Below are 14,474 nucleotides of genomic sequence, written 5' to 3'. Positions count from 1 at the left end.
CAGGCTTTCCTCCGGGCGCTTCCCTTCGGTCTTGCGTCTCCGACTCTATCAGATCCTTTTCCGATCCGATTTCCTCGGTGCTTTCCAGGTTCCCGCTTCTGCGTTTCCCTTTCCGGCGGTTCCGACTCTATCAGATCCTTTCGGGCCCGATTCCCAGTCGGCGGGATTGTCGTCGGCTTCGGGCTTTCGCCTGTCGGCCTTTCGACATTCACTACGTTAGCGGCTTCCCCTGTCGATTCATAATCGGCTTTCGCGAGTTCGAATTCGGACATGCGGGCACGCCGAAGAAGACCCCGCTGAGGGGTTGTGCTGAGTAGTGGGTTGGCCGCTTCCGGGTGCTGGCGATCGCCGTGCCCGATCCAGCGGCTCGGACTACATTACGGGTTCCGCCGGGGAGCGTCAACTTCGGCGTCGCCTCGGTACATGCGCCCGGTACGGACTCACCGTCGGGTCGTCGGCGATCCAGTAGCGCCAGGGGTGGACGCCGCCCTCGCCGGCCACACCGGTGCGGGGGCCGCTGCGTACCTGGGCACGCGGTACGGCGGTGCCCGTCAGGACGCGCAACGGAGTGTCGGCGGCGGTGCAGGCGTCCGTGCCGTTGAGGGCGCGGTCGACGCCGAGGGCGGTGGCCAGGCGGGCGGGGCCTTTGGCCAGTTCCTTGTCATTGCGGGCCGAGAGGCGACGGGGCCGGGCCAGGTCCGCTCCCTCGACGACCTCGCCGGCGCGGAGCAGGACCGCGCTCGCCCTTCCCTCCGGACCGCACACCAGGTTCATGCAGAACCACATGCCGTAGGTGAAGTAGACGTAGACGTGTCCGGGAGGACCGAACATCACGTCGTTGCGGGCGGTGCGGCCACGGTAGGCGTGGGAGCCGGGGTCGTTCTGGCCGTCGTAGGCCTCCACCTCTGTCAGGCGGAGGGTGATCGGGCCGTCCGGGGTGGTGCGGACCAGGACGCGGCCCAGGAGATCGGGTGCCACCTCGAGGACAGGGCGGTCGAAGAACTCCCTCGGCAGGGGCGTACGGTCAAGGGTCGCGATCATGCCGTCCGAGCGTAACGCAGACGGTGGGGGCGGCGGGATGGCCGGCTCACGGGCGGCTTGTCAGGGTGGGGTGCGGAACCGGCCACGAGCCGGATCGCGTATGTAGGGATCAAGGGTTCGGTTCACGCGTAAGCGCTGGAGAGGGAGAGACATGGCGTTCAAGAAGCTGCTCGCGAGTCTGGGAGCCGGCGGGGCCTCGGTCGAGACGGTGCTGAACGAGGTGAACGTCGTTCCGGGCGGTGTCGTCCAGGGTGAGGTGCGGATCCAGGGCGGGTCCGTCAACCAGCAGATCGAGGGGCTGTCGGTCGGCCTGCAGGCCAAGGTCGAGGTGGAGAGCGGCGACCAGGAGTACAAGCAGGACATCGAGTTCGCGAAGGCGAGCCTGGGGGGTGCCTTCGAGCTGCAGGCCGGGGCGGTGCACACGGTGCCGTTCGGGCTGGAGATCCCGTGGGAGACGCCGATCACCATGATCGACGGGCAGGCGCTGCGCGGGATGAACATCGGGGTGACCACCGAGCTGGCGATCGCGCGGGCTGTCGACTCCAGTGACCTGGACCCGGTCAACGTGCACCCGCTGCCGGCGCAGAAGGCGATCCTGGACGCGTTCATCCAGCTGGGCTTCCGTTTCAAGAACGCGGACATGGAGCGCGGGCACATCCGGGGTACGCGGCAGCAGCTGCCCTTCTACCAGGAGCTGGAGTTCCAGCCGCCGCAGCAGTACCGGGGGCTGAACCAGGTCGAGCTGAGCTTCGTCGCCGACGACCAGGCGATGGACGTCATCCTGGAGATGGACAAGAAGCCGGGGCTGTTCAGCGAGGGCAGTGACACCTTCCGGTCGTTCCAGGTCGGGCTCCACGACTACCAGGGGACCGACTGGGCGGCGTACCTCAACCAGTGGCTGTCCGAGGTCGGCAGCAAGCGGAACTGGTTCTAGGCTCGGGAGCCGACCAGTTCCATCCGATCAGGAGGTGTCCAGGTGACCGAGCTCAAGCGGCGGCCGCTCCCCCACGACTTCCACCCGCCCGTGCCGGCGTTCACGGTGACCAGTGAGGACGTGCGGGAAGGGGCGACGCTCAAGGAGGCTCAGGTCTACGCGGCCGGCAACACCTCGCCGCAGCTGCGGTGGGAGGGCTTCCCGCCCGAGACCAAGAGCTTCGCCGTGACCTGCTACGACCCGGACGCGCCCACGGGGAGCGGGTTCTGGCACTGGGTGGTGTTCGACATCCCGGCCTCGGTGACGGAGCTGCCGGCGGGTGCGGGCAGCGGGAAGTTCGAGGGGCTGCCGGAGGGGGCCGTACAGGCGCGCAACGACTACGGCAGCAAGGACTTCGGCGGTGCGGCTCCGCCGGCCGGGGACGGGCCGCACCGGTACGTGTTCACGGTGTACGCCGTGGACCAGGAGAAGCTGGGGCCAAACGCCGAGGCGACGCCCGCGTTCGTCGGCTTCAACCTGCGGTTCCACACGATCGCGCGGGCGCAGTTGATCGGCGAGTACGAGGTGCCCGCCGAGGGCTGACCCGCACGTGAGCGTTCATGGAACGTTTGCCCGTCCCTGGTCTTGGAAGTGATCAGGGGCGGGCATCTTTATTGCGTTGTCCATCCCGGCGTGCCCGGCCAGAGTTGATCCAGCCCGCCAGGGGGTGGGCCGGTGCGCACGGGAGGTGGGCTGGTATGCGGGACACGCTGGTGCTGAACGCGAGCTTCGAGCCGCTGTCTACGGTGACGTTGAACCGAGCCGTCGTTCTGGTGCTGCAGGACAAGGCCGTCGTCGAACAGGCCCACCCCGGACTGCGGATGCGCGGAGCGGCGCTGGACATACCGGCGCCCCGGGTGATCAGACTGTGCCAGTACGTGCGGGTGCCCTTCCGAAGACGTGCTCCGTGGTCGCGGCGGGGGGTACTGGTCCGGGACCGGCACCGGTGCGCGTACTGCGGGCGGCGGGCGACGACCGTGGACCACGTGGTGCCGCGGTCGCACGGCGGGCAGGACACCTGGCTGAACACGGTGGCCTCCTGCGCGGAGGACAATCACCGCAAGGCGAACCGGACGCCCGAGCAGGCGGGGATGCCGTTGCTGCGTCAGCCCTTCGAGCCGACGCCCGCCGATGCGATGCTGCTGGCGCTGGCTCGGGAGGACTTCGCCGCGCTGCCGGACTGGCTTGTGCTGGACGCCGCGTAGCGGTCCCGTCGTGGGGCTTCCCGTCCAGCCCCGGCCGCGGTTTCGCCGGGGCTGGACGCGCGGGTTCCCGCGCCCCTGGCCGGGACGCGGGAACCTGGTGGGGAGTCGCGGTCAGTCGATGCTCGGCTTCTCGCGGCGTTCCTGGGGCGGGACGGTGCCGGTGGCCGGGCCGCCGCCCATGCCGCCGAAGTTGCCCATCGCGCCGGAGAGGCCCTTGAGGGCGTCGCCGATCTCGCTGGGGACGATCCAGAGCTTGTTGGCGTCGCCCTCGGCGATCTTCGGCAGCATCTGGAGGTACTGGTACGAGAGCAGCTTCTGGTCCGGGTCGCCGGCGTGGATGGCCTCGAAGACCGTGCGGACGGCCTGGGCCTCGCCCTCGGCGCGCAGGGCGGCGGCCTTGGCCTCGCCCTCGGCGCGCAGGATCTGGGACTGCTTCTCGCCCTCGGCGCGCAGGATCTCGGACTGCCGGACACCTTCGGCCTGGAGGATCGCGGCGCGCTTGTCGCGGTCGGCGCGCATCTGCTTCTCCATCGAGTCCTGGATGGAGGTGGGCGGCTCGATCGCCTTCAGTTCGACGCGGTTGACGCGGATGCCCCACTTGCCGGTGGCCTCGTCGAGGACGCCTCGCAGAGCCGCGTTGATCTCCTCGCGGGAGGTCAGGGTCCGCTCCAGGTCCATGCCGCCGATGATGTTGCGCAGGGTGGTGACGGTGAGCTGCTCGATCGCCTGGATGTAGCTGGCGACCTCGTAGGTCGCGGCGCGGGCGTCGGTGACCTGGTAGTAGATGACCGTGTCGATGTTGACCACCAGGTTGTCCTGGGTGATCACCGGCTGCGGCGGGAACGGGACGACCTGTTCGCGCAGGTCGATGCGGTTGCGGATGGTGTCGATGAACGGGACGACGATGTTGAGGCCCGCGTTCAGCGTGCGTGTGTAGCGGCCGAAGCGCTCGACGATGGCGGCGCTGGCCTGTGGAATGACCTGGATCGTCTTGATCAGGGCGATGAAGACCAACACCACCAGAATGATCAAGACGATGATGACCGGTTGCATGGTCGTTCCCGTACCCTTCTCCGCCTCGGCGCTTCTGGCAGATCCTGACTGCTGCTGATCATACGGCTGTTGAGGATCTTGCTGGTCGAGTCTGACAGACCGTCGCCCGCCTCGGGGCCTGTTCGTCCACTTGGGCCGTGCGTGGTCACATGATGATCGCGGTCGCGCCCTCGATGTCCACGACGTCCACCTCCTCCCCCACGTCGTAGGCGCGTGCGGTGTCGAGGGAGCGGGCCGACCAAATCTCGCCGGCCAGTTTGACGCGGCCGCCGGAGCCGTCGACGCGTTCGAGGACGACGGCCTGTCTGCCCTTCAGCGCCTCGACACCGGAGAGGAGTCGGGGGCGTTCCTTGCGGTGCCGGGACGCGATCGGGCGCACCACCGCTATGAGGGCGACCGAGACGACGACGAAGACGAGGACCTGTACGACGACGCCGGCCCCGACGCCGGAGGCGATCGCCGCGGCGACGGCGCCCACGGCGAGCATGCCGAACTCCGGCATCGCGGTCACGACGAGGGGGATTCCGAGTGCTGCCGCGGCGACGAGCCACCACACCCATGCGTCGATGTCGTTCACACGGTCATGGTAGGTGCGGGGTCGCCACTGGGACAGGGCGCGAAGAGGGCGGAGCCGGCAAGGCGGGGACGGAGCGGGTCAGGAGAGCGGGAGGCCCTGTGCGGTCCAGCGGTCGCCGACCTGTTCCACGACGAGCGGGAGGCCGAAGCAGAGGGAGAGGTTGCGGGAGGTGAGCTCCAACTCCAGCGGGCCTGCGGCCAGTACCTTCCCCTGACGGATCATCAGGACGTGGGTGAAGCCGGGGGCGATCTCCTCGACGTGGTGGGTGACCATGATCATCGAGGGGGCGATCGGGTCGCGGGCGAGGCGGCCGAGGCGGCGTACGAGGTCTTCGCGGCCGCCGAGGTCGAGGCCGGCGGCGGGCTCGTCGAGGAGGAGCAGTTCGGGGTCGGTCATCAGGGCGCGGGCGATGAGGGTGCGCTTGCGCTCGCCCTCGGAGAGGGTGCCGAACTTCCGGTCGAGGAACTCGGTCATGCCGAGGCGGTCGAGGAAGGCGCGGGCGCGCTGCTCGTCGATGTCCTCGTAGTCCTCCTGCCAGGTGGCCGTCATGCCGTAGGCGGCGGTCAGCACGGTCTCCAGGACGGTCTGGCGCTTGGGCAGCTTCTCGGTCATGGCGATGCCGGCCATGCCGATGCGGGGGCGCAGTTCGAAGACGTCGGTGCCCGGCTTGCCGAGGGTCTCGCCGAGGATGGTGGCGGTGCCCTGGCTGGGGAAGAGGTAGCTGGAGGCGAGGTTGAGGAGGGTGGTCTTGCCGGCGCCGTTGGGGCCGAGGATCACCCAGCGCTCGCCCTCCTTGACCGACCAGGAGACCTGGTCCACCAGAGCCCGGCCCTCGCGGACCACGGATACGTCCTGAAGCTCCAGAACATCGCTCATGAGCGCGTTGTCTCCCCTTACAGTGTGGCCGGTCTCGGCTGTCGCGTACGCCTGTGGCTCGGTCGGCCGCGCCGGTGGGCGCCGCCCTTACGAAATCTACGCCACCGGTCGGCTCCGCCGTTCCATCGGGCCGGTCTCCAGGGTGCTTCTGAGGGTGGTGCGGGTCGTCGTGGGGAGCGGTGCGGGCGACGCGCGGGCGGCGTGCGGGCGCGGTGCCGGCGCGCTGCGGGCGGCGTGCGGGCGCGGTGGGTGCGTTCCGGGAGCGGGGTGCCGGGCGTCGTGACGCCTCGGTGGGCGGTCAGACGCGCTCTAGGGTGGTGGGCATGCTCACGGAACCACGTGCAGGGCGGCTCGCCGCCTGGGGAAACGCGCTACTTGTCGGAGTCGTCTCGCCGGATGACGCCGTGCTCGCGATCGTCGGTGCGGACGCGGTGCACCGCGTGGCGGGGCTGCCGGGTGAGTCGGCGCCGGTCGGGCTGACGCTGGCGCTGGGCCGGTTGCGGGCGCTCGGGGTGACCGGGCTGCGGGTCGCGCTGCCGGCGCCGGGGCATCCGCTGGGGCTGAGCGGGCCGCCGGAGTTCAACGCGCGGGCGCTGGAGGCCGAGGAGGCGGTGGTCTGTCACGGGGCGGCGCTGGGGCTGGTGCCCGAGGTGTACGAGGCCGGGCCCGAGGGTGATGTCCATGTGGAGGTCGTCTGGCACTGTCTGCCGGTGCGGCAGGCACCGCCCGCGGATGTGCCGTCGTTGTCGGAGGCCGAGCGGGAGTTGGCGGAGGCGCTGCGGGAGGCGACCGAGGTGCTGACGCGGCTCGACGTCGCCGGGTCGGGGCCGGTGGCGGAGGCGGCGGTCGCCGCGTACCGGGCGCGGGCGGAGGCGGGGCACGAGGTGCTGGCGCCGGGGTACCCGCCGCGGGCGGCGCGGGTGCTGGAGCTGGCTCAGCGGGTGGGGGCCCTGGTCTCACTGGCGTACGAGAACGGGCACGGGGGCGCGGTGAGCGCGTCCGAGATGGCGGCGCGGTCGCACGCGCTGCGGCCGGTGGAGCGGACGGCCCGGCGGGCCTTGGTGGCGGCGTACAACTCCGTCGTGGAGGAACGCGAGCGGGGGTGAGGTGCCTGGGCCGGTGACCGGCACCGGTGTGGACCGGGCGGGTCACCCGGTCCGGCGTCGACGGGGTGCCGTCCGCGCCCACCCGTGCCGCCCGCGGGTGGGCGAAGCGGCTGGCCGCGGGCCGGCGGGGCGTACGGCACCCCCGTGGCGGAGAACCGTCAGTGGTTGACGCCCTCGTTGCCGAAGGCCGGGTTCAGGACGCCGATGACGCTCACGCTGTTGCCCACGGCGTTGACCGGGATGTGGATCGGCGCCTGGATGACGTTGCCCGAGACGACGCCCGGGGAGCCGATGGCCTCGCCATGGGCGCCGGCGCCACCGGTGGTGGCGGAGGCCATGCCGGCACCGGCGGCGACCAGCCCGCCGGCCACCATCGTCACGGCCGCTGCCTTCTTCAGGTTCTTCACGTACAACCCCTCCTTGCGATCACCGCGGCAGGCGCCGCGGCACGCACTGGAGAACGGCGGCACCCATGGGAGGTTGCGCCATTCGGGGGACATTCCCACGACGGTATGAATCTCAGTCCGGAACGGAACCCTCCGAGCCGCCGGGACGTACGGCCCACAGGGCGGCCCGGGTGCGGTCCGCGAGGTCGAGTTTCACGAGGATGTCGGAGACGTGGGTCTTCACCGTCTTCTGGGAGAGGGCCAGGGCGCGGGCGGTCTCCCGGTTGGAGCGGCCGTCCGCTATCAGGTCCAGCACCTCGCGCTCCCGGCCCGTGAGGGAATCCGCCCTGCCGTGGCCGGGCCCGGCGGCCACCGCGGGGAGCGGGGCGCCGGCGACCTGGGCGGAGGTCCCGGCCACCGCGGGACCGGCCGGGGGCCGGCGGTGGCCGGCCGTGGCTGGCGCGTCCCGCGTGCACGCGCGTGTGGATGCGGCACAACCCGCCGCCACCTCGCCGACGCCGTCACGCACGCACGCGCGCGCGTGTACGTGGATAGGTGGAGGAGAGCGGCGGTCACACCGGCGTCGTGCGGCCCCGCACGCGCGCGTGCGGGGCGCGCGGGCACGGAGGTGGGGCTTCCGGGGGTGGCGGCCGAGGGCCGCGTCGCCGTCCGCCGACGGGACGGGCGGCGCGGAGGTGCGGGGTTCGGGGATGCGGGGTGCTGGGGCCCTTCACCGCGCGGCTGGCGGCGAGGCGGAGCGGGGTGGAGCAGTCGGCCGGGCTGTACGAGCCCGAGCGACGTGTCTGCCGGCGAAGGGCCGGGACGGGGCGGCGCGGGGCAGGCGGCGCGGGTGACGCGGAGCGGCGCGGCGCGGCGCGGGTGACGCGGAGCGGCGCGGGTGGCACGGGTGGAGCGGCGCGGCGCGGGAGGCGTTCGGTCGGGGCGTGGAAGCGGGGCGGACGCGGGGGCGGACGCGGTTCGTGGTGTGGGCGGGGTGTCCATGTCCTCCTGTCGGGGACGGGTCCGGGGGCCACTCACGGATCGCATTGCTTGAGCAACCAGCGGTGAGGGACCGGGAGGGCGGGTGTGAGCCCGCGCATAGGGCACAGATCACGTACGAAGAGGGGTAGGAGGACGACTCGTCCGTTATGACCGGGTGGATAGCACCTTCCGTCCGGTTTATCCCGGCGCTGATCCACTACCGGGCTTCGTACGTCACACCTTTGCCAGGCCATTTTGCTGACGCTAAGAATTGCTCACGTCGCTCGGTGCCGTGGGCTGTGGACCACGGCGTCCGTGCCAGAAGCACGGAAGCACCCCTGTACTGACGCAGGACGAGAGCGACCTCCGCGCAACTCGAAGAGGTCCATCCCGCCATGCCCAAGAACTTCCTCACCCGTGGTCGTAGTCGTTCCCTGACCCGCAACCACAAGATCGCCATAGCCGGTGCCGGCGCCCTCGGTGCCGCCGCCCTCGCGATCTCCGCGGTGCCCGCCAGTGGCCACACGACCGCCACGAGCGAGGCGGCCCCGGCGGCCGAGGTGGCGTACAGCTCCGAGCAGATCAAGGACGTGAAGGCGTCCGTCACCGACCAGCTCGCCGGCGTCAGCGAGAAGGTCGCGGCCATCGACGCGAAGAAGCAGGCCGCCGCCGAGGCCGCGAAGAAGGCCGAGGCGAGCGCCGCCGAGGAGCGCGCCGCCAAGGAGTCCGTCAGCAGGTCCGCCGAGCGCGCCGAGGTCAAGCAGGTCAGCGCCAAGACCTACGCGAACAACCTGAACGGCTGGATCAGCGAGGCCCTGGACATCATGGAGGAGAAGGGCATCCCCGGCTCCTACAACGGCCTGCACAAGAACATCATGCGCGAGTCCTCGGGCAACCCGAGGGCCATCAACGACTGGGACATCAACGCCATCAACGGCGTCCCGTCCAAGGGGCTGCTCCAGGTGATCCCGCCGACCTTCAGGGCGTACCACGTGGCCGGCACCTCCTGGGACATCTACGACCCGGTCGCCAACATCACCGCCGCGGCCAACTACGCGGCCGACAGGTACGGCACCATCGACAACGTCAACAGCGCGTACTGAGGTCAGCGCGGACCTCTTCCCGTACGCCTGTGTGACACCGTCACGCCGAAGGGCGGCACCCCGGCCGGGGTGCCGCCCTTCGGGCTGTGCGGGGACGGTCTACTTGCGCATGACCTCGGGTTCGTGGCGGCGCAGGAAGCGGGCCACGAAGAGGCCGCAGATCACGCCGAGGGCCAGTACGGCGGCCATGTCCATGCCCCAGGCGGCGGCGGTGTGCTCCCACAGCGGGTCGGTGCCGGTGCCCGCCTCCGGCGGGCTGATCCGGTTGAAGTCCAGCGTGGCGCCGGCCGCGGCGACCGCCCAGCGCGACGGCATCAGGTAGGAGACCTGGTTGACACCGACCGCCCCGTTCAGGGCGAACAGGCAGCCGGTGAAGACGACCTGGACGATGGCGAACATGACCAGCAGCGGCATGGTCTTCTCGGCGGTCCGCACCAGCGCGGAGATGATCAGGCCGAACATCATCGAGGTGAAGCCCAGCGCCATGATCGGCAGGGAGAGTTCGAGCAGGGTGAGGCCGCCGAGGACCACTCCCTCCTCGGGGATCTCGCGGGTGGAGAAGCCGATGACGCCGACCAGCAGGCCCTGGAACACGGTGATCACGCCGAGGACGAAGACCTTGGACATCAGGTACGCGGAGCGTGACAGGCCGGTCGCGCGTTCCCGCTCGTAGATGACCCGTTCCTTGATCAGCTCGCGGACGGAGTTGGCGGCGCCGGCGAAGCAGGCGCCGACCGCGAGGATCAGCAGGACCGTGGTGGCGGTGCTGTTCGGGAGGATCTGCCCGGTCCGCTCGTCCACCGGGTTGGGCAGCAGGCTCGTGCCCCAGTCGATGGGCAGGCTGACCGCGCCGAGGACGGCCGGCAGGATCACCATCAGGGCGAGGAAGCCCCTGTCCGACGCGATCACCGAGACGTAGCGGCGCACCAGGGTGGCGAACTGTGCCGTCCAGCCCTGCGGCTTCGGCGGTCGCATCGCCTGCATCGGCGGCACCGCCACGGACTGCGCCGCGGCGGCGTCCAGGTCGGCGGCGTACATCTGGTAGTGCTGCGAGCCCTTCCAGCGGCCCGCCCAGTCGTAGTCCCGGTAGGTCTCGAAGGCGGAGAAGACGTCGGCCCAGGAGTCGTAGCCGAAGAAGTTCAGCGCCTCCTCCGACGGACCGAAGTAGGCGACGGAACCGCCCGGCGCCAGTACCAGGAGCTTGTCGCAGAGCGCCAGCTCGGCCACCGAGTGGGTGACGACGAGGACGGTACGGCCGTCGTCGGCGAGGCCGCGCAGCAGTTGCATCACGTCGCGGTCCATGCCCGGGTCGAGGCCGCTGGTCGGCTCGTCCAGGAAGATCAGCGACGGCTTGGTGAGCAGTTCCAGGGCGACGGAGACGCGCTTGCGCTGGCCGCCGGAGAGGGAGGTGACCTTCTTGTCCTTGTGGACGTCGAGCTTCAGCTCGCGCAGCACCTCGGTGATGCGGGCCGCGCGCTCCTCGCCGGTGGTGTCGGCCGGGAAGCGGAGCTTGGCGGCGTAGGTGAGGGCCTTCTGGACGGTCAGCTCCTTGTGCAGGATGTCGTCCTGCGGGACCAGACCGATGCGCTGGCGCAGCTCGGCGAACTGCTTGTAGAGGTCCCGGCCGTCGTAGAGGACTTCGCCCTCGTTCGCGGGGCGGTAGCCGGTGAGCGCCTTGAGCAGGGTCGACTTGCCGGAACCCGACGGGCCGATGACCGCGATCAGCGACTTCTCCGGTACGCCGAAGGAGACGTCCTGGAGGATCCGCTTGCCGCCCTCGACGGTGACGGTCAGCCGGCGCGCGGAGAAGGTGACCTCGCCGGTGTCGACGAACTCCTCCAGCCGGTCGCCGACGATCCGGAACGTGGAGTGGCCGACGCCCACGATGTCGGTGGGGCCGAGGAGCCGGGAGCCGCCCTTGTCGATCGGCTGGCCGTTGACGTACGTGCCGTTGTGCGAGCCGAGGTCGCGGATCTCCATGCGGCCGTCGGGCGTCGAGCGGAACTCGGCGTGGCTGCGGGAGACCTGGAGGTCGGAGACGACCAGGTCGTTCTCCAGGGCGCGGCCGATGCGCATCACCCGGCCGAGCGATATGCGGTGGAACGTGGTGGGGCTGCGGTAGCCGTAGGGCGGCGGCGTGCCCGCCGGGTCGTCGGGGCGTGCGTCGTCCGCGCCGGCGCCGCCCGGGCCGGCCGGGCCGTGTTGCCGCGGGAGGTGGGGGGCGGGGTGTTCGCCCGGTCGCGGCTGCGGGTGGGGGGCCGGTTGCCGGGGGGACGCCGGTGTCCGGTGGGGCGCGGGGTCCGAGGAGGGGGCCGGGTCCGGGCAAGGGGCCGGGGCGTCGTGTTGCCGTCCCTGGTCCGCATGCGGCCGGTGGCCGGGCCGCGCCTGCGGCGTGGCCACGGGGGCGACCGGGCCGGACAGGCTCAGGAGCGGGCCGTCGGTCGCGTTGCCCAGGTGTACGGCCGTGCCGGGGACGAGGTCCGACCGGTGGATCCGGCGGCCCTGCACGAAGGTGCCGTTGGTGCTGCCGTTGTCCTCGATCACCCAGCCGCGGCCGTCGAAGAGGACGCTGGCGTGACGCCAGGACACCCTGGCGTCGTCGAACACTATGTCTCCCTGGGGATCACGCCCGAGGGTGTACGACCTGGACGGATCGAGTGTCCAGGTCTGCCCGTTTGCTTCCAGTACGAGTTCCGGCACTCCACGCCCCACTGAGTTGTCCCCCCGACCTACCCCCGTCACGGGGAGTCTAGGGATGTCGAACATCGGGGGGAACTATTTCAGGCACGGCCCCTGACCGAAAGCCGGGCCTTGCGCGAACCGGGCGAGAACGCGTGTTCCGCCTCCGTTGACGGGGTTGAAACCAGCCCGGAGAGTGGTAATCCACGCGAGGGGGACATGCGCGGCGACCCGGCCGCGCCGCGCGGATCGGGGGTCTGCCATGAGCGCGTCCAGGAGTGCGGCCGTCGCGGAACACGGCGTGAAAGTGCCGTGGGGTGACGTCCTGTTGTCCGCGATCGCCGCCGTGAGCTGGGCGTTGATCGGGATGGCGGGGACGGCGGCGCTGGGCCTGCGGCTCCTTGAGGCGGACAGCGCGGCCTCGTTGGGGCCGATGACCGCGGCGGCTGTGGTGCTCGGGACGGGTGGTTCGGTCTCGCCGTCCGGGGACGTGTCCGTGTTCGGGCTGGAGGGGGCTCAGACCCGGACCGCCATCGAGATCACGCCACTGGGCGTGAGCCTGGTGGGCGCGCTGCTGCTGTCCTTCTTCTTCCTGCGGTCGTTGCGGGCGGCGGGAGCCGTCGTGACGCCCGCCGAACTCCTCGCCCGCGCGGGGGCGGTGGTCGCGCTCTTCACCGCGATGACGGGCGGACTGGCCTGGGCGGGCCACGACGTCATCACGATCGACGGGGGCTCGCTGGGGCTGGACGACCTGCCCGGCGGGGACGGGGGCGGGGGCGGGGGTCTGGAGGTGCCCGGGCTGGGGGACGTCGGCGGGCTGCTGCCCGACCGGCTGGGGGAACTCGTCGACGCGCAGGCGGCGGTCGGGTTCACCGTGGACACCGCGCCGACGCTGCTGGGCGGGCTGGGCTGGTCCGCGGGGGTGCTGCTCGTCGCGCTGCTGGCGTCGCGCCGTACGCCCCTGCCGCGTGGCTGGGAGGCCGCGCACCGGGTGGTGCGGCCGGCCGCGTCCGCCCTGGCGACGGTGGCGGTGCTGGCGGTGGTGGCGGGGCTCGCGACGGCGGTGTACGCCGCAGTCGGTGACGAGCATCCCCGGCGGATCGCGGGCGCGGCGCTGCTGGGGGCGCCGAACGGGGTGTGGCTCGGCATCCCGATCGGCCTGTCCGTGCCGTGGGAGGGACGGGCGACGGGCGTACTGGCCGGCCTGCTGCCGGATCCGCTGGACGACCTCCTGCGGGCCGGCCCCGGCGAGCCGGTCACCCTCGGCCGGCTGGCGGAACTGGACGGGCGGGTGTGGCTGCTGGCGGTGGCGGCGGGGCTGACGATGCTGCTGGCGGGGGTGCTCACGGCGGTGCGGACGCCGGTGGGGGCGGCTGGACCGGGGACACCGGGGGCGCTGGGTTTCGCGGGGCGTTGCGCGCTGCGGCTGGGAGTGGCGAACGCGCTGGCGCTGCCGCTGGCGGCCTGGCTGACGGAGGTCTCGGTCGACGCCTCGCTCTCCGTCCTCGGCTTCGACGCGTTCGGCGCCGGGATCGAGCTGCGCGGGAACCTCGGCATGGCACTGCTGCTGGGCGCCGTGTGGGGGGCGGGGGCGGGGGCGGCCGGGGCGTCGCTCGCATGGGTCACCGGGGCGGCGGGACGGCGGGCGGCGCCGCTGGCACGAGGTGGTGCGGGGGTGGCGGCCCACGCGGGTGATCGGGGCGGCCGGGGTGACCGGGGTGGCCGGAGCGGTCTGGGTGGTCAGGGCGGACCTCTCCACGCGTGGGGCGCGGCGTACTCCGGGGAGCAGCCGGACGCGAGCGGTGCGCCGCGGGCGGAGCGGCCTCCGTACGCGGGGCCGGCCGGGCAGCCCGGACCGTACCGGCCGGGCCCCGGTTACCCGCCGCCGAATCCCGGCACCAACCCGTACCTCCGGCCGCCGGACCGGCCTCCGGAGCAGGGAAATTCCTGGTCAGGTGAGAGGAGCCGGTCGCATGACGACCGTTTCCCGGGAGGCGGGGACAGCCGGGGACGGGGTGAGGGGCCCGGGCGGCCCGGGATTCCGGGGTCCTACCCGCCCTCCGCCAGGTCCGGGGACCAGGGCGTCGGCGGGCCCGCCACCGGCTCCGGCCGCGAACCCCGCTCCGGCTCCCGTTCCGGCTCCGCGGCACCCGGCAGTCCCAGCACCACCCCGGCTCCCGGTCGCCGCCCTGACGCCGAAACGCGCCCGGTGCAGGGCGCGGGCCGGGACCCCGGAGGCGGGCAGGCGGACGGCGGTGATGTGTACGGGGCGCCCACCGTCGCCGGTCCGGTACTGCCGCCGAGGCTTTCTCCGCGGCGGCCCCGGCCGCCGTCGGGGCGGGGTGGGGGGACACCGCCCCCGCCGCCCCCTCCCCCGCCGCCGCCTCCCCCGCCGTCACGGCGACCACGTCGGCCGCGGCGGCCCGAGGGCGGGGAGTGACCACGCCGCCGTCGCCCCGGCGACAGATTCGCGCCACCGGACCGACACCGAGAG

General features: G+C 72.0%; 12 protein-coding genes and 1 pseudogene. 6 read left to right on the top strand and 7 right to left on the bottom strand.

Annotation, left to right across the window (positions count from 1 at the left end):
* Positions 1-399: 399 nt before the first annotated feature.
* Positions 400-1,041: a DNA-3-methyladenine glycosylase gene (locus ACY1JF_RS23635; protein WP_462707227.1), complete on the bottom strand. Its 642-nt coding sequence runs from the start codon at positions 1,039-1,041 to the stop codon at positions 400-402.
* 151 nt (positions 1,042-1,192) lie between these two features.
* Between ACY1JF_RS23635 and ACY1JF_RS23630 the strand changes: the two genes are divergently transcribed.
* The 3 genes from ACY1JF_RS23630 to ACY1JF_RS23620 all read left to right on the top strand — a co-directional run bounded on the left by ACY1JF_RS23630 (position 1,193) and on the right by ACY1JF_RS23620 (position 3,219).
* Positions 1,193-1,975 carry a sporulation protein gene (locus ACY1JF_RS23630; protein ID WP_462707226.1) on the top strand — a complete coding sequence of 261 codons (783 nt, stop codon included), beginning with the start codon at positions 1,193-1,195 and terminating at the stop codon, positions 1,973-1,975.
* Positions 1,976-2,017: 42 nt separating this feature from the next.
* Positions 2,018-2,557, top strand: a complete 540-nt coding sequence (locus ACY1JF_RS23625; protein ID WP_462707225.1) for a YbhB/YbcL family Raf kinase inhibitor-like protein — start codon at positions 2,018-2,020, stop codon at positions 2,555-2,557.
* A 155-nt stretch (positions 2,558-2,712) separates the two neighbouring features.
* On the top strand, positions 2,713-3,219 hold the full coding sequence (locus ACY1JF_RS23620; protein ID WP_462707224.1) for an HNH endonuclease: 507 nt from the start codon (positions 2,713-2,715) through the stop codon (positions 3,217-3,219).
* 111 nt (positions 3,220-3,330) lie between these two features.
* Here the strand turns inward: ACY1JF_RS23620 and ACY1JF_RS23615 are convergent, their stop codons facing one another.
* The 3 genes from ACY1JF_RS23615 to ACY1JF_RS23605 form a co-directional block, all read right to left on the bottom strand.
* Positions 3,331-4,272: an SPFH domain-containing protein gene (locus tag ACY1JF_RS23615; RefSeq protein ID WP_462707223.1), complete on the bottom strand. Its 942-nt coding sequence runs from the start codon at positions 4,270-4,272 to the stop codon at positions 3,331-3,333.
* A 145-nt stretch (positions 4,273-4,417) separates the two neighbouring features.
* Positions 4,418-4,849 carry an NfeD family protein gene (locus ACY1JF_RS23610; RefSeq protein WP_462707222.1) on the bottom strand — a complete coding sequence of 144 codons (432 nt, stop codon included), beginning with the start codon at positions 4,847-4,849 and terminating at the stop codon, positions 4,418-4,420.
* A 78-nt stretch (positions 4,850-4,927) separates the two neighbouring features.
* Entirely contained in the window at positions 4,928-5,725 is a 798-nt protein-coding gene (locus tag ACY1JF_RS23605) for an ABC transporter ATP-binding protein (RefSeq protein WP_462707220.1), read from the bottom strand.
* Positions 5,726-6,048: 323 nt separating this feature from the next.
* Between ACY1JF_RS23605 and ACY1JF_RS23600 the strand changes: the two genes are divergently transcribed.
* Positions 6,049-6,831: a hypothetical protein gene (locus tag ACY1JF_RS23600; protein ID WP_462707219.1), complete on the top strand. Its 783-nt coding sequence runs from the start codon at positions 6,049-6,051 to the stop codon at positions 6,829-6,831.
* A gap of 158 nt (positions 6,832-6,989) precedes the next feature.
* On the opposite strand, the gene chpE is transcribed toward ACY1JF_RS23600, so the two are convergent.
* Together chpE and ACY1JF_RS23590 are read right to left on the bottom strand one after the other, a co-directional pair.
* The gene (gene chpE, locus ACY1JF_RS23595) at positions 6,990-7,238 is read right to left on the bottom strand and encodes a chaplin ChpE (protein WP_462707218.1); all 249 of its coding nucleotides are present in this window, start codon (positions 7,236-7,238) and stop codon (positions 6,990-6,992) included.
* A 112-nt stretch (positions 7,239-7,350) separates the two neighbouring features.
* Positions 7,351-7,617, bottom strand: a pseudogene (locus ACY1JF_RS23590) (helix-turn-helix domain-containing protein); the annotation flags it as partial.
* 976 nt (positions 7,618-8,593) lie between these two features.
* Between ACY1JF_RS23590 and ACY1JF_RS23585 the strand changes: the two are divergent.
* On the top strand, positions 8,594-9,301 hold the full coding sequence (locus tag ACY1JF_RS23585) for a transglycosylase SLT domain-containing protein (RefSeq protein WP_462707217.1): 708 nt from the start codon (positions 8,594-8,596) through the stop codon (positions 9,299-9,301).
* A 99-nt stretch (positions 9,302-9,400) separates the two neighbouring features.
* On the opposite strand, the gene ACY1JF_RS23580 is transcribed toward ACY1JF_RS23585, so the two are convergent.
* A complete protein-coding gene (locus ACY1JF_RS23580; protein ID WP_462707216.1) occupies positions 9,401-12,001 on the bottom strand; it encodes an FHA domain-containing protein in 2,601 nt (866 codons plus the stop codon).
* 241 nt (positions 12,002-12,242) lie between these two features.
* On the opposite strand from ACY1JF_RS23580, the gene ACY1JF_RS23575 reads away from it, so the two are divergent.
* Positions 12,243-14,420 (top strand): streptophobe family protein, encoded by a 2,178-nt coding sequence (locus ACY1JF_RS23575; RefSeq protein ID WP_462707215.1) that lies wholly within the window; start codon positions 12,243-12,245, stop codon positions 14,418-14,420.
* The last annotated feature ends 54 nt before the right edge of the window (positions 14,421-14,474 follow it).

The sequence above is a fragment of the Streptomyces sp. SYSU D01066-1 genome, assembly GCF_054956795.1.
The sequence above is the reverse complement of the archived record's forward strand: the minus strand, read 5'-3'. Positions and strand labels throughout refer to the sequence as shown.

Bases quoted from the DNA above. Each gene is read 5' to 3' on its own strand.
- ACY1JF_RS23605 (WP_462707220.1), bottom strand. From the start codon at position 5,725: ATGAGCGATGTTCTGGAGCTTCAGGACGTATCCGTGGTCCGCGAGGGC.
- ACY1JF_RS23585 (WP_462707217.1), top strand. From the start codon at position 8,594: ATGCCCAAGAACTTCCTCACCCGTGGTCGTAGTCGTTCCCTGACCCGC.
- ACY1JF_RS23620 (WP_462707224.1), top strand. From the start codon at position 2,713: ATGCGGGACACGCTGGTGCTGAACGCGAGCTTCGAGCCGCTGTCTACG.
- ACY1JF_RS23630 (WP_462707226.1), top strand. From the start codon at position 1,193: ATGGCGTTCAAGAAGCTGCTCGCGAGTCTGGGAGCCGGCGGGGCCTCG.
- ACY1JF_RS23635 (WP_462707227.1), bottom strand. From the start codon at position 1,041: ATGATCGCGACCCTTGACCGTACGCCCCTGCCGAGGGAGTTCTTCGAC.
- ACY1JF_RS23575 (WP_462707215.1), top strand. From the start codon at position 12,243: ATGAGCGCGTCCAGGAGTGCGGCCGTCGCGGAACACGGCGTGAAAGTG.
- ACY1JF_RS23615 (WP_462707223.1), bottom strand. From the start codon at position 4,272: ATGCAACCGGTCATCATCGTCTTGATCATTCTGGTGGTGTTGGTCTTC.
- ACY1JF_RS23600 (WP_462707219.1), top strand. From the start codon at position 6,049: ATGCTCACGGAACCACGTGCAGGGCGGCTCGCCGCCTGGGGAAACGCG.